This is a genomic window from Povalibacter uvarum, assembly GCF_014202975.1.
GTDB lineage: Bacteria > Pseudomonadota > Gammaproteobacteria > Steroidobacterales > Steroidobacteraceae > Steroidobacter > Steroidobacter uvarum.
Genome location: NZ_JACHHZ010000007.1, coordinates 274,308 through 287,692 on the forward strand (window position 1 = coordinate 274,308; position 13,385 = coordinate 287,692).

At 63.7% G+C, this 13,385-nt stretch carries 12 protein-coding genes; 7 read left to right on the forward strand and 5 right to left on the reverse strand.

Annotation, left to right across the window (positions count from 1 at the left end; translation table 11 throughout):
• Positions 1–53: 53 nt before the first annotated feature.
• Entirely contained in the window at positions 54–533 is a 480-nt protein-coding gene (locus HNQ60_RS26425) for an anthrone oxygenase family protein (RefSeq protein WP_184335801.1), read from the forward strand.
• 3 nt (positions 534–536) lie between these two features.
• Here HNQ60_RS26425 and HNQ60_RS26430 read toward each other — a convergent pair whose 3' ends face one another.
• Together HNQ60_RS26430 and HNQ60_RS26435 are read right to left on the reverse strand one after the other, a co-directional pair.
• Positions 537–902 (reverse strand): hypothetical protein, encoded by a 366-nt coding sequence (locus HNQ60_RS26430; RefSeq protein ID WP_184335802.1) that lies wholly within the window; start codon positions 900–902, stop codon positions 537–539.
• A gap of 194 nt (positions 903–1,096) precedes the next feature.
• A complete protein-coding gene (locus tag HNQ60_RS26435) occupies positions 1,097–2,626 on the reverse strand; it encodes a PAS domain S-box protein (protein WP_184335803.1) in 1,530 nt (509 codons plus the stop codon).
• Between the two features lie 349 nt (positions 2,627–2,975).
• Here HNQ60_RS26435 and HNQ60_RS26440 point away from each other — a divergent pair, with 349 nt between their 5' ends.
• Together HNQ60_RS26440 and HNQ60_RS26445 are read left to right on the forward strand one after the other, a co-directional pair.
• A complete protein-coding gene (locus tag HNQ60_RS26440) occupies positions 2,976–3,359 on the forward strand; it encodes a PA2779 family protein (RefSeq protein ID WP_184335804.1) in 384 nt (127 codons plus the stop codon).
• Positions 3,360–3,412: 53 nt separating this feature from the next.
• Positions 3,413–4,384, forward strand: a complete 972-nt coding sequence (locus HNQ60_RS26445) for a PA2778 family cysteine peptidase (RefSeq protein WP_184335805.1) — start codon at positions 3,413–3,415, stop codon at positions 4,382–4,384.
• A gap of 142 nt (positions 4,385–4,526) precedes the next feature.
• Here HNQ60_RS26445 and HNQ60_RS26450 read toward each other — a convergent pair whose 3' ends face one another.
• Positions 4,527–4,964, reverse strand: coding sequence for a phage tail protein (locus HNQ60_RS26450; RefSeq protein ID WP_184335806.1), 438 nt, complete (start codon positions 4,962–4,964; stop codon positions 4,527–4,529).
• 150 nt (positions 4,965–5,114) lie between these two features.
• Here HNQ60_RS26450 and HNQ60_RS26455 point away from each other — a divergent pair, with 150 nt between their 5' ends.
• Positions 5,115–6,284 (forward strand): serine hydrolase domain-containing protein, encoded by a 1,170-nt coding sequence (locus tag HNQ60_RS26455; protein ID WP_184335807.1) that lies wholly within the window; start codon positions 5,115–5,117, stop codon positions 6,282–6,284.
• Between the two features lie 83 nt (positions 6,285–6,367).
• Here the strand turns inward: HNQ60_RS26455 and HNQ60_RS26460 are convergent, their stop codons facing one another.
• On the reverse strand, positions 6,368–8,332 hold the full coding sequence (locus HNQ60_RS26460) for a methyl-accepting chemotaxis protein (protein ID WP_184335808.1): 1,965 nt from the start codon (positions 8,330–8,332) through the stop codon (positions 6,368–6,370).
• 266 nt (positions 8,333–8,598) lie between these two features.
• Here HNQ60_RS26460 and HNQ60_RS26465 point away from each other — a divergent pair, with 266 nt between their 5' ends.
• Positions 8,599–9,051 (forward strand): SRPBCC family protein, encoded by a 453-nt coding sequence (locus HNQ60_RS26465; protein WP_184335809.1) that lies wholly within the window; start codon positions 8,599–8,601, stop codon positions 9,049–9,051.
• A gap of 3 nt (positions 9,052–9,054) precedes the next feature.
• Here HNQ60_RS26465 and HNQ60_RS26470 read toward each other — a convergent pair whose 3' ends face one another.
• Positions 9,055–9,720 (reverse strand): CBS domain-containing protein, encoded by a 666-nt coding sequence (locus HNQ60_RS26470; RefSeq protein ID WP_184335810.1) that lies wholly within the window; start codon positions 9,718–9,720, stop codon positions 9,055–9,057.
• Between the two features lie 347 nt (positions 9,721–10,067).
• Between HNQ60_RS26470 and HNQ60_RS26475 the strand changes: the two genes are divergently transcribed.
• Both HNQ60_RS26475 and HNQ60_RS26480 read left to right on the forward strand, forming a co-directional pair.
• The gene (locus HNQ60_RS26475) at positions 10,068–10,553 is read left to right on the forward strand and encodes a prepilin-type N-terminal cleavage/methylation domain-containing protein (RefSeq protein WP_184335811.1); all 486 of its coding nucleotides are present in this window, start codon (positions 10,068–10,070) and stop codon (positions 10,551–10,553) included.
• Between the two features lie 6 nt (positions 10,554–10,559).
• Positions 10,560–13,223 (forward strand): putative bifunctional diguanylate cyclase/phosphodiesterase, encoded by a 2,664-nt coding sequence (locus tag HNQ60_RS26480; protein ID WP_184335812.1) that lies wholly within the window; start codon positions 10,560–10,562, stop codon positions 13,221–13,223.
• Positions 13,224–13,385: the final 162 nt, after the last annotated feature.

The window sequence follows — 13,385 nt, forward strand, 5'->3', positions numbered from 1 at the left end:
GGGGAACACTCGTGTCCAGGCAATCGGCCCTGACTCACTACCGGAGCACGCTCATGAATACCGGACATCTGCAGATCGCCAGCATCCTGGGAGCCGTAGGCACCGGCCTGATCGGCGGCGTGTTCTTCGCCTTCTCGACGTTCGTGATGCAGGCGCTGGCGCGGATGCCGGCGGCGCAAGGCATCGCAGCGATGCAGCACATCAATGTGACTGTGCTGAATCCCTGGTTCCTCGGGGTGTTCATGGGCACCGGGCTGGTATCGATCGGAGTGCTCGTGCTCGCGCTCATGCAGGCCAGGTCGGGCGCGGCGCTGCTGATCGTCGCTGCGACGCTCTATTTCGTGGGCACGTTCCTGGTGACGATGGTTTTCAACGTGCCGCGGAACGACGCGCTCGCCGCAGCGACACCGGATGCTGCGCAAAGCGCGGTGCTATGGGCGAAGTATCTGCGGGAATGGACGTTCTGGAATCACGTCAGGACCGTCGCGGCGCTGGCGGCCTGCGCGACCTTCTGCGTGGCGCTGACGCGCTGAGCGCTACTCGGAGAACCAGTGCAAGGCTTCGTCCATGCTCTTGACGAGACGAACCTGCAGGAAGGGATTGTCGTTCAGGGACTGGAACATGCGCGCATAGCCGATGTGCAGCGGCTTGTGCGCGAGCAGGGCGGACTTGACCGGCCGGGCGAAATGCCTCGATCGACGCCGGTCGGCAAGGGTCTGCACTTCAGGAAACGCGACGTTCAGCAGCTCGATGCCCGTGAGGTCGGTGACCCGATTCAGGAGCGGACCGGCATCCTCGAGCTCCTGCACGGCGCGGGCGACGTTTTCCAGGTCCTCGCCGACCAGGGTGCCGGTCAGTCTCAGGACGAAATAATCAGGATGTTGGGAGATATCGAACGGCATGGGCTCAGGTGGGTCCGCCACCCGAGTCGATGCTCGCGTGCTTTTCGTTCAGGTATCGCATCGGTTGTATGCACTGCGCCGGCAGAATGCCGTGCGGTGCACAGTGTACCGTGAGAGGAAGGCGATGAGCGATCAGCTGCGAGCGATGAGCTACGAGCGGCGAGCCAGAAGCGGAAGATTTTTCGGCTCGCCGCTCACCGCTCGTTGCTGGCCTCCCGCAGCCCCTCGATGAGCTGATGCAACCGGTCCGCGTCTCGCTGAGCAACCCTTGCCAGCTCGTGCACGTTGCATGCGAGCTGGCCTGCGGCGCCGGAGGCCAGGCGACCGACCGAGTGGCGCAGTGCCGTCGCGGGAACGCGCAGCTCCTGGCTCAGTCGGGAGAGAAGCGCCTGCCGCACATCGTCGCTGCGCTTGCGTTCCGTGATGTCGACGACTTGCGAGATGAAGTGCAGCGGCCGATCGGCCTCGTCGCGAACCATCGAGACGCTCAGCAACGCCCAGACCTCCTGGCCATTGCGATGGATGTAGCGCTTCTCCATCTCGTAGCTGCGGATCGTACCGTCGAGCATCTGGTGCACCAGCCCGAGATCCTTGTCGAGATCGTCGGGGTGGGTCACTGCCTGGAAATCGAGCCTCAGCAGCTGGTCAGGCGTATACCCGAGCAGATCGCAGATCGCGCGATTGACGCGCAGCCAGTGACCATTGAGCGATACGAGTGCGATGCCGATGGCGGCATTCTCATATGCTTCGCGGAAGAGCAGCTCACTGCGCGCGAGATCCGCATCGGCCGCCCGCTGGGCCACGGTCGCGTCTTCTAGCTGCTTACGGAGTTTGCGTTGCTCGAGCAGCACGCCTACCTGGCGCGACAACGCCCGCAAGGCTTCGCAAGCCGCTGCATCCAGGGTACGCGGTGTGCGATCGAGGACGCAGACCGTTGCAAGCGCGTGTCCGCCCGCGGAGACGACCGGCGCACCGGCATAGAAGCGGATATGAGGATCTTCCGTGACCAGCGGATTGCTCGCGAAGCGGGCATCCAGCGCCACGTCCGCGACGATCATCAGTTCGTCCGGACGCTGGATGGCATGGGCGCAGAAAGCTTGCGCGCGATGAGTCTCACGCACGGGCAGGCCGATGCGCGACTTGAACCATTGGCGCTCGCCGTCGACCAGCGAGATGAGCGCGATCGGTGTCCGGCAGATCGTGGATGCGAGGAGAGCGATGTCGTCGAAGGCGCCTTCCGGTGCGCTGTCGAGGATGTCGTATTCCTCGAGTGATCGCAGGCTTTCGCTTTCCGCGTTGCCGGAGCGTCGGACCGCTTTGCGCATGACGGTGGCATAGAGCTGCCGGATGCGCGAGACCAGCAGACGATCCGATTGGCTCTTGCTCAGGTATTCGTCCGCGCCGGCGGCGAGCGCCAGCCTGGAATCCTCGGCGGATTCGCCATCGGCGAGCATCAGGATGCGGGTGCGACGCCCAGCCACGCTGGCACGGTGCTCGCGACACAAGTCGGTGCTGTCGCCATCGGGCAGGAAGCGATCGACGACGATCAGGGGAAAGTAGATGGCGCGGATCGCCTCGCGCGCGGCTTCGAGACTGTGCACGCAGACCGAACGGATCTTGTGGGACGCCAGCAGGGATTCCAGCTGCTCGCACTCGGATGCATCGCCATCGACGATGAGGACTTCGAGCAGGCTCTGCCCCTGTGCGGCGGGATTCTCGGTCATTCAGGCGCTTCCTTGGCGCAACAATCCTGCGCAGCATCGGTTGAATGACGCGCTCGCAGCATCGCGGTGACGCTCGTTTGTGCATAGGACGTCCCCTGAACGAGGGCGCACCGTGCGCTGTGCCCGCTTCGCTGCAAGCGCAATGCTCCTGGCTGCAGGGAACGAACCTACGCGCCGGACGTTTCTCCGATCGGTGTCGCCGCGGACGGGGCCTGCGAGGAAGCCGCCGGCGACGGGTGGCGTGTTGCGATTGAGTCTCGACGGGGCCGTCGGCACTTGCCGACGCTTTTTTCCGCGGCCGCACGGTCAAGGCTAGAATCGCCGCGCGTTTGTCATATGAGGTTGCTGCATGAAAAGTCTTCTACAAAGAGCACTCGTCTACGTACTGGCGTTGTCCGTGCTGGGGCTCAGCTCGCCGGTCGTCGTTGAGGCGCAGATCATCGGGACGCTGGCCGCCGTCGAGGCACAGCAGCGCGACAAGGATCTGGCCACCGTCAACGGCGCATTGGCCCGCGAGGAAGTTCGCCAGAAGATGACCGAAATGGGCGTGGACGCGCAGCAACTCGATGCGCGCATCGCTGCGATGACCGATTCCGAGCTTCGTTCGCTGGCCACGGACATCGAGTCGATGCCTGCCGGCGGTGACGCGCTCGCCGTCATCGGCATCGTGTTCCTGGTGCTCCTGATCCTGGAAGCCGTCGGTGTCATCGACATCTTCAAGAAGTTTCCCTGACCGATCTGTCCAGCTGATCTCGTGAAGTCATGCTGCGGCGATGCTGCCGCAGCATGACTCCCGATGATCCGCCGATGCTGTACCGGTTCATTCCCTTCCTGTTTCTCGCGCTCGCGGGCTGCGTTTCGCATGGCCCCGCGCTGAACGCGATCGACCGCTCCTTGCCGGAGCGGGTCGAGCTCACCGAGACACCGTTTTTTCCTCAAGAGGACTACCAGTGCGGTCCTGCTGCGCTGGCAACCGTGCTGCGTGCATCGGGGGTGGATACGACGTCGGAAGCGCTGGTGCCAGAGGTCTATCTGCCTGGGCGACAAGGCTCCTTGCAGACGGAACTGATCGCATCGACTCGTACCCACGGACGCCTGCCTTATCTGCTCGCGCCGGGCATCGAGGACATCGCTGCGGAACTGGCAGCTGGGCGTCCTGTCCTTGTGCTGCAGAACTTGTTGTTGCGAAGCCTGCCGCAGTGGCACTACGCCGTCGTGGTCGGCTATGACCGGGACGAGGAGCAGGTCATTCTCCGCTCCGGCACCACTCAGCGGCTCGTCATGAGCACGCGCAAATTCCAGAAGACCTGGGCGCTGGCCGATCGCTGGGCGCTGTTGCCGCTTCAGCCCGGCGATGCACCGGCACGGCCAGATCTCGATCGCTACATGGCAGCGGCGGCGGGACTCGAAGCAACCGGAAGGGTCGACGCCGCGACGGCTTCGTACACGCGGGCGCAGTCGCTGTGGCCGCAGGCAGCTCTGCCGTGGCTCGGGCTCGCTAATCTGGCGTACGCCCGCGGCGACTTTCCCGTGGCCGAGAACGCCTATGTCGCCGCGATCGAAAGAGACCCCACCAATGCGGCGGCACGCAACAATCTGGCGGAGACGCTGGCGCGGCGGGGTTGCGTGAACGATGCGAAGCGAGAGATCGTCCGCGCGCTGGAATTTGCACAAGGCACGTCGCTCGAGAAGGACGTGATGGCGACAGCCACGCGACTGCAGGGCCTGAGGGATGAGGGCACCTGTCCAGCGTCGTGAAATCTCAGAGCGGAGAGCGGAGTTTCACACGGAGTTCACGGAGTACACGGAGGTCGGACAAGAAAAATAGAACTCTATTTCTCTGTCTCTTTACTCCGTGTACTCCGTGTACTCCGTGTGAAACTCTTTCTCTGCTCCGCTTTCACGTCTCGCGCTCGAACCCTTCATGAGTCAGCTCGAGCGTTTCGATCGCCACTTCGTTGCCGCAGGCGCTGAGTGACGGCCCTTCGTACTTGACCGGCCACGCGTTACGCAGGATGAAGCGAGCGACGTCGTTGCGGGCTTCGTCGCTCAGTACGACGACCACATTGCGGCGCGCATCTGTCGTGCGACCTTCGGCGATCATCCGATGCCATTGATACAGCTCGAGCGAGTGTGTGATGCCTCGCTTGAGGATGACGTTGGAGTAGTGCGTCAGGCCCGGTAGTTTGCGTACACCACTCTTGTCGCTGCCGTCGCGATACTCGACGATGTCGGTGATCGCCGCGCCTAGGATGACTTCGCTGAAGCCGCTGATCGTCAGGCCATCGATCTCGAGGCGGAAATTGAACTGACGATAAGGGTCGGGGCGGGCGGTCATGGGCAGTTCCTCCGGGTGCGGCCAGAAGTGCGACGAGAGGGCCACGATCCCTCGCGCGCAGGATGCGGGTCAACGCACTTTCGGGCACGCGAGCGCCCACCGGAGCGCCTAGAATGGCGCTATCAGCAAACAAGAAGTCCGGGGGAAAGAATGTTGCGCACGATCGTCCTTGGCGTCGTCACACTGCTGGCTGCCTGTTCCAGTGCCCCCACCCAGCAGGCGCCGGCAGGCAATCCGCCGTCGCTGCTCACGCTGACGCCCGAACAGCAGCTCGATATCTACAGGAACATCGAGGCGACGTACTCGGTCCGGACGGCAAAGCGTGGCACGAAGGTGCATCCGTTGCCGCTCGCGCAGAAGCAGATCGCGCCCGTCATCACCTGGCAGGGGAAGACCTATTCCGAAGTCGAGGCCTTCATGGTCGACGCGAGGATCTCGGGCCTGCTGATCCTGAAGAACGGACAAATCGTCCTCGAACGATATGCGCTCGGCCGCAAGCCCGAAGATCGCTGGACGTCGTTCTCCGTCGGCAAGTCGGTGACCTCCATCCTGCTCGGCGCCGCGATCGAGGATGGCTATGTCAAGTCGCTCGACGACCCGGTCACGAAGTACATCCCGCAACTGAAGGGCAGCGGCTACGACGGCGTGAACGTGCGACAGCTCGTCACGATGACGTCAGGCGTGAAGTGGAACGAGGACTACACCGACCCGAACTCCGACGTCGCAAGAGCGTCCTTCTGGCCCGGGGAGCCCGGCATGAATCCGCTGGTGAGCTACATGCGTCGCCTGCCGCGCGAAGCGGAGCCCGGCACGAAGTTCGTCTACAAGACCGGCGAAACGGACATGGCGGGCATCCTCATCGCGAATGCGACCGGCAAAGGGCTTGCGGAATACATGTCGGAGAAGCTCTGGAAGCCCTACGGCATGGAGCGCGATGCGATCTGGATGGTGGATCGCGGCGGCATGGAGCGCGGAGGGTGCTGCATCAGCATGACGCTTCGTGACTACGGACGAGTCGGACTGTTCATGCTCGAAGGCGGAAAAGCGCAGGGCAGGCAAGTCGTGCCCGAATGGTATGTCCGCGAGTCGACGACTGATCAGGTCCACGAGCCCGCGAAGGGCGACTATGGTTATTTCTGGTGGATGCAGGGCGGCGGCTATTCCGCCCGGGGCATCTTCGGCCAGCAGGTCCAGGTGTCGCCGTCCGACGGCCTCGTCATCGCGATCAACTCCGCATTCCCGAAGCCGGTCGATCGGGCTGTGGGCGAAGGCTTCGCGGCCGTGCTCGAAGCGACGCGAACGGCGCTGCGGAGTAACTGAGGAAGGTATGGATTCCCGCGTACGCGGGAATGGCGGATGCATGGCCGTCATCCCAGCGCAAGCGGGGATCCATCTTCCCGAGATCAGGCGGCAGCGCGATGCGCTTCCTCTTCGACGGACGCGGCGGACGCCCCGGAGACTCCCGCGATCGCATCGGATTCGCCCGTGCGGAAGTACGCTACTTCGCGGATCAGTTGCTGTGACTGCTGCTCCATGGTCTTCGCGGCTGCTGCTGCTTCCTCGACGAGCGCGGCGTTCTGCTGTGTCGACTGATCCATCTGCGTGATGGCTTTGTTGACCTGCTCGATGCCGCTGGCCTGCTCTTCGCTGGCGTCCGCGATCTGCGCAACGATGTCGCTGACGTTGCGAACGCCGTCCATGATTTCGTGGAGCGCCTTGCCGGATTCCTGGACCAGTGCACTGCCGGCGCGAACCTTCTCCAGCGAGTTGCCGATCAGATCCTTGATCTCCTTCGCGGCAGTCGCGCTGCGCTGTGCGAGTGAACGCACCTCGGCTGCGACGACGGCGAAGCCGCGACCTTGTTCGCCCGCACGCGCTGCTTCCACTGCGGCGTTGAGCGCCAGAAGATTCGTCTGGAAGGCGATTTCATCGATGACGCCGATGATGTCGCTGACCTTGCGGCTCGCGACATCGATCTCCGACATTGCTTCGACGGTGCGGGTAACCACGGCGGTGCTGCGACCAGCGTGATCCCGAACCGCTGCAGCGCGCTGATTGGCGCGTCTCGCACTCTCCGAATTCTGGCGCACCGTCGCGGTCATCTCTTCCATGCTCGACGCCGTCTCTTCGAGGGCGGCAGCCTGCTGCTGAGTGCGCTCGGAGAGGTCGTCGTTGCCTTGCGAGATCTGCCGGGCCGCGACACCGACCGATTCGGATGCGCGACGCACGCTGCCGACGATGTCGGCGAGCTTGGCGCTCATTCGTGCGCATTCGCCGATGACGCTGTTGCCGGCTTCGATCCTGTTGTCGATGGCGAGCTCGCCGTGCGCGATGCGGGTCATCATCGTCATCGCGACCCGCGGTTCGCCGCCGATCGGTTTCAGCACCAGGCGCTGGATCAGGGAAAGCAGCACGAAGAGCAGTACGCCACCGACCACGAGTGCTCCGCTCATGATGCCGATGCCAGCATTGCGCGCGAGCGAAGCAACTTCCGCGGCCGGATAGGCGGCCACGACCTTGAAGTTCCACGCGTCGAAAGTCTTGTCGAGCCGGACCCAGCCGGATTGAGGTGGGTCGATCGCCGTCAGCGCGACATCCTCGTCGATGCCGTTGGAACGAAAGCGGAGTTTGCCCTTGTCGTCGACGACAGCGATGACGCCGCCGGTGAGCAGGCGTGCGCGACCCACAGTCTGCTCGAGCGGCTGGAGATCGACTTTGAAGCCGACGTACCAGATGCCGATGACGTCCCCGCGCACATCGCGAATGGGCTCGTAGCCTGTGATGTAGGGATTGCCGAGAATGTCGACCTGGCCGTAGAACGCACGACCCTCGCGGATCGCGGCCATGGCGCGTCCCGAAGGATCGAGCACAGTGCCGATGGCGCGCTGCTGATCGACCATGACGTTGGTCGCGACACGTACGAACTGATCGCCGGATTTCGAGAAGAGGGTGACGGTGCCGCCGTTGATTTCCGCGACGCCATCCACGAGCGAATAGTGCTGTGCCTGTGGCTGACCGCCGAAAACCAGGTCCGGCGCCGACTTGTCCTTGACGGTGACGACGGGCCCGGCACTCGCAGCGCCCAGCGCCTGGCTGCGTGCCTGCAACAACTTCATACCCGATTGCACGCGCGCCTGGAGCTGCTGGTCCGTCAATGTCAGCAGATCGAGCAGCCCCGCCAGTTCACGCTCTGCCTGCGCGCTGGCCTGCGTGCGGATACGTGTGTCTTCCTGGCGCCAGAAATAGAACGCCAGCAGGAGCGAAAGGGGCAACAGGACGGCACTGACGATGATCGCGATGCGAGTCCGCAATGAACGTGAAGGCGCCGCCTCGGGAGCGCGGGACAGCTGCAGGATTCCGTGTGACAAAGTGCGCCTCGCAGGAGAAGTTCTCCCGCGGCCGCGGGATATCTCCTGTATCGACGCCGTGGGGTGCGCCTTGATCGCCGGGGTGTCGGAAAATTCGGGGATGCCGGATGGGACGATCCCTGTATCGTGCACCGCCGTGTGATCCAGGTATCACGCAGCCCGGGAATTCATCCAGACCCTGTTCCGTGGCGGTCCATGTCGGGTTCGCGGGTACCCGATCGTCCTTGAATCGAAGCCTCCAACTGCAAGCCCAAGGAACTCTTCCGATGCCCACCAACACTGTCCGATTCCATCGCGTGCTGCGCGGCAAAGCAGAGCGCATCTACCGTGCGTTCCTCGATCCAGACGCAATGTCCAAGTGGCTGCCGCCCAACGGATTCACCGGGAAGGTGCATCAGATGGACGCGCGGCAGGGCGGCTCGTATCGCATGTCGTTCACGAATTTTTCCACGGGCAGCAGCCACTCGTTCGGCGGCACGTTCATCGAGCTCGTGCCGAACAAGCGCATCCGTCACACCGACCGGTTCGATGATCCGAACCTGCCGGGCGAGATGACGACGACGATCGAGCTGAAGGAAGTTTCCGTCGGCGTGGAAGTGAACATCACGCAGGAAGGCATTCCCGACGTGATTCCACCCGATGGCTGCTATCTCGGCTGGCAGGAATCCCTCACGTTGCTCGCGCTGCTCGTGGAGCCGGAGATCCCTGACGGGGCGTGACGACTACTCGTGCCGGTGCACATGCTCGACGCGATGATGGGACTTCCACACGTCTTCGAGCATGGCATCGATGTTCTCGCCGGCGACATTGACGACGCACATCGGCGGATCATGCCGATGCAGCGTGATCAGGCTGTCGACACGCAGCTCGTGCTTCTGCACGAGCTCGGAGATCAGGGGGAACACGTCTTCACCTTCCGAGATGTCGAACGTGATGCGCGCGCCGCCACTGCTTCCCTGCAGGACACTGGCGAACGCCCTGAACACGTCGGATTCGGTGATGAGTCCCAGGAGCTCGTCCCTGCGAACGACCGGGAAGGCGCCGATCTTCCGGTCGCGCATCAATGCCGCGACAGCTTCGATCGCCATGTCCGGCGTCACCGTCAGGGGATTGCGGGTCATCACGTCGCCGACGGTGATCGCGTCGGAGCGCAGATGCTCGGTTGCGACGAGGCCATCGGCAGCCGTCGAGAACGGATTGAGCTTGGCAGGCGATGCGTGCAGCACGTCGGTCGCCGAAACGATGCCTACCAGAGTCGGATCGTTGGGGGATTGCATGACGGGCAGGCGGCGGATCTTCCGGCTCGCCATCAGCGCAGCGGCATCGGCGAGCAGTGCCTGCGGGTACGTCGTCATGACGTCGGTCGTCATCCACATGCTGACAAACATGGCGGGGATACCTCGAAGTTTGCGGCGCCTGTCAGCGTGCGCGGACGTGGGCTGTCGTAGAGTCTGTCCAGCATCCGCCAACGCAACCGGGCCTTCCAGTCCGCAGTTCTCGAAATCCCTGCCGAGGGAGCGCCCGACCGCCGATAAGGCATCTCCTTAAGCGACTGTTGCAAAGCCAACGGGCTCACACCGCGATCCTCCGAAACATCGCGACTGGAACACAGTTTTCACCGATTTTTTCAGGGTTCCGCGCTTTCCGTGACCTGCCTGCGAGGGTGGGCGCGAGGGCTCTGGTACGGTTGCGTTTAACCGAATGTGGGGTACCGGTAACCCAAGCGTCCAAGACAATGTCGTCCCGTCGTTTGCACTACAAAGATCGATATCGCTCGAGAGCGTTCACGCTCCTCGAGCTGATGACGACGCTGACCATCTGCGGGTTGCTGGCGGGCGTGGCGGTTCCGGCTTATCGACAGTTCCTGGGACACCAGAAGGAGCAGGCCGCGGCACGCGATCTCATGCTCATCGCGATGAAGATCCAGAGCGCCTACGAGAAGGACTTCCGGTACCCGGCTTCGCTCGACGACATCGGCATGGCGGGCATGCGCGATCCCTGGGGCAATCCGTACCGCTACCTCAGCTTCGATTCCGACATCCCGGGCATCAAGGGCCAGATCCGCAAGGATCACAACCTCCACCCGATCAACAGCTCCTTCGATCTGTACAGCATGGGCCCGGACGGCGACTCGAAATCTCCTCTGACGGCAAAAGCGAGCCGGGACGATATTCTCTGGGCCCGCGATGGCGCGTTCATCGGCCCGGCCTCCGACTTCTGACCGGTCGTGTCGCGGCGCCGCACCCGAATCGAGACCCGCACCCTGGCGCTCTTCGTAGCGTGCGCCCTCGTTCCGGTTGTCGCGTTCGCGCTCTTCGGTTCGGTGATCGTCGACCGCCAGCTTCGCACGTTCACGGATGAACAGATCGATGCGGCGGCGAAGAGCTACGGACTCGCCATCTATGACCGACTGACGAACGTCGACCGGCAACTCACGGTTCTCACCGAACGATACCTGGCCGGAGAGATTCAGCCCGCGGGCATCGAGGCGTTCAGCGACGAGCGTGCGCGAATCCGTGTGCTCGATACGGTGCGCCCCTCCTCAGCGGCGGCAGGCATCGAACGCCGACTGAAAGTTTCCAATCAGGCCGAGCCCACGGTCTTCCTGGAGATCCAGGCGCGCAACGCCGACAGGGCCCTTCACGTCATCGCGACCTTCTCCGGCGACTACCTCTGGAATACGGACGCCGTCCTGGTGTCGGACGCCGTGCTCTGCGTGCGCAACAACTTCGGCGTCCTGCTGCATTGCTCGGCCAGTGAGACACAGGCAGGGCTCGATGGCAAAGCCCTCGCGGAGGGCGATTGGACGCTCTTCCTGAACGGCACTTACGGATCGCATCCCTGGACGATCGATGTCAGAACCCCGCGCGCGTCGGGTGCGATCGCGTGGTTCCGTTGGGTCTCTCCCGTCATCGCGGCCCTCGCCGTTGCGGTCGCTCTGCTCGCGGGGTCGATCTTCATCCGCCGCAGCCATGAACCATTGCGAACGCTGATCGACGCCGCCCGGCGCATTGGACGCCGGCGAGCCGGCCAGGCGCTGCGAGTCACCTCCCGCGACGAGTACGGTCGTCTTGCGCGCTCCTTCAATCGAATGGCGAGCCGGCTGGATGACCAGTTCGATCTGCTGACGCTGCTGGCGCAGCTCGATCAGACGATCCTCGAGCGCTCCGGCATGAAACCCGCGATGCAGGGGCTGATCCTCAAACTGCCGCAGCTGCTGAAGTGCCGGCTCGCGGCCGTCGTGTTGCCGCAGAACGATGTCGAGCTGCATCTCGTTCGTCGCGGCTCGCCGACGCTGGAGCGGGTCGCATTGCCCGCGGATGCGATGGCCGAGTTCGAAGGTGGTGATGCGAGCCTGCGGCGCTTCGCGTGCAATGAGCATTCTCCAGGCGTGCTGGCCGAACTCTCGCGCCGTGGCATCGATGCCGCGATCTCGCAGACGATCCGGGTGGCGGGCAAGGTGAGGGCGGTCCTGCTGATCAGCGACGAGAATGCGAAGTCGAGCTTCGTCGCCCGGCGGCTCCACGACGTTGCGCATCGGCTCGCTGTCGCGTTCGCCAACGAAGATCACGAGCAGGCGCTCTGGCGGCAGGCGTACTCGGACTCGCTCACGGGACTGGCGAATCGCGCGATGCTGCGCGAATGGCTTGCCTCCAACATCCTGCGCAACGGTGATCGCATCGCCGAGGGCGCCATCGTCTTCGTCGATCTCGACCGCTTCAAGTCGGTGAACGATTCGCTCGGGCATTCGATGGGCGATTCGCTCTTGCAGCAGGTGGCCGGCCGACTGCAGCAGCAACTCCCGGTGACGGCTCTGCTGGCCCGGTTCGGCGGCGACGAATTCGTGATCGTCCTGCCGCAGACGAGCCGCGCCGGCGCGCGCGAGACGACGCGAGCGATGCTCGATTCGTTGCGTGAGCCTTGCGAGCTCGAACACATCCACTACGTGGCGCAGGCATCGGCCGGCATCGCGATGTTCCCGACCGACGGTACGACCGTCGACGAACTGCTGAAGCATGCCGATATCGCGCTCTATCGCGCGAAGGCGGACGGCCGCGGTCAGCTCTGCTTCTTCGACGAATCCATGAGCCGCATGGCGAAGGATCGGCTGCTGCTTGAAGATCAACTGCGCAACGCGATCCGCGACGGCGAGATCGTTGCTCACTACCAGCCCAAGGTGGACAGGGACGGTATCGTCGTAGGTGTCGAGGCGCTGGCGCGATGGTTGCCCTCAGGCGGTGAGGCTGTGCCTCCGGCGCGCTTCGTGCCGCTCGCGGAAGAGACAGGCCTGATCGTCCCGATGGGTGACATGCTGCTGCGCGAAGTCTGCCGATCGATTCGTGGATGGCGGCAGCGCGGGCTCCACGTCGGCCGCGTCGCCGTGAACATTTCGATGGTCCAGATGCGCGATGCCGGATTCGCCGAGGCGCTGCTGGAATGTCTGGCCGAGCACGATCTGAAGGGACACGACCTGGAGATCGAGCTCACCGAATCCGTCTTCGCCGAAGATCGCAACGCCATCGCTGCGCAGCTCTTCCGCTTGCAGGATGCCGGCGTGCACATTGCGATCGACGACTTCGGCACCGGCTTCTCCTCGATGTCTCTGCTGCGGCACTTCCCGATTCACGCGCTCAAGATCGACCGGTCGTTCGTCATCGACGCGGTGAGCTCGGAGGAGTCCCGCCTGCTGCTCCACGGCCTGATCGAGATCGGGCATGCGATGAAACTGGAAGTGGTGTCGGAAGGTGTCGAGTCCGGCGCGCAGTTCCAGTTGCTGCGCGAACTGCGATGCGATGTGTTCCAGGGGTATCTGTTCTCGAAGGCGCTGGCGCCCCGGGAGCTGGAAGCGTTCCTTGAAGCGCAGTCGACGGGGCTGCGAGAGGCGTCGTGAGAGAAGTCGCTAGCCTGCTAGCAGGCTAGCCAGCTAGCCAGAGGCGGAAGAAGCGTGCCTCCTCATATTGTGGGTCCGGCTTCACCGGAGTCAAACGGTCGATGCAACACTGCGAGCCAGTGTATCTGCTGGAGTCTCGAAGCCTAAGGTTTGTCGTGGCCT

Bases quoted from the DNA above. Each gene is read 5' to 3' on its own strand.
- HNQ60_RS26425 (WP_184335801.1), top strand. From the start codon at position 54: ATGAATACCGGACATCTGCAGATCGCCAGCATCCTGGGAGCCGTAGGC.
- HNQ60_RS26430 (WP_184335802.1), bottom strand. From the start codon at position 902: ATGCCGTTCGATATCTCCCAACATCCTGATTATTTCGTCCTGAGACTG.
- HNQ60_RS26435 (WP_184335803.1), bottom strand. From the start codon at position 2,626: ATGACCGAGAATCCCGCCGCACAGGGGCAGAGCCTGCTCGAAGTCCTC.
- HNQ60_RS26440 (WP_184335804.1), top strand. From the start codon at position 2,976: ATGAAAAGTCTTCTACAAAGAGCACTCGTCTACGTACTGGCGTTGTCC.
- HNQ60_RS26445 (WP_184335805.1), top strand. From the start codon at position 3,413: ATGACTCCCGATGATCCGCCGATGCTGTACCGGTTCATTCCCTTCCTG.
- HNQ60_RS26450 (WP_184335806.1), bottom strand. From the start codon at position 4,964: ATGACCGCCCGCCCCGACCCTTATCGTCAGTTCAATTTCCGCCTCGAG.
- HNQ60_RS26455 (WP_184335807.1), top strand. From the start codon at position 5,115: ATGTTGCGCACGATCGTCCTTGGCGTCGTCACACTGCTGGCTGCCTGT.
- HNQ60_RS26465 (WP_184335809.1), top strand. From the start codon at position 8,599: ATGCCCACCAACACTGTCCGATTCCATCGCGTGCTGCGCGGCAAAGCA.
- HNQ60_RS26470 (WP_184335810.1), bottom strand. From the start codon at position 9,720: ATGTTTGTCAGCATGTGGATGACGACCGACGTCATGACGACGTACCCG.
- HNQ60_RS26475 (WP_184335811.1), top strand. From the start codon at position 10,068: ATGTCGTCCCGTCGTTTGCACTACAAAGATCGATATCGCTCGAGAGCG.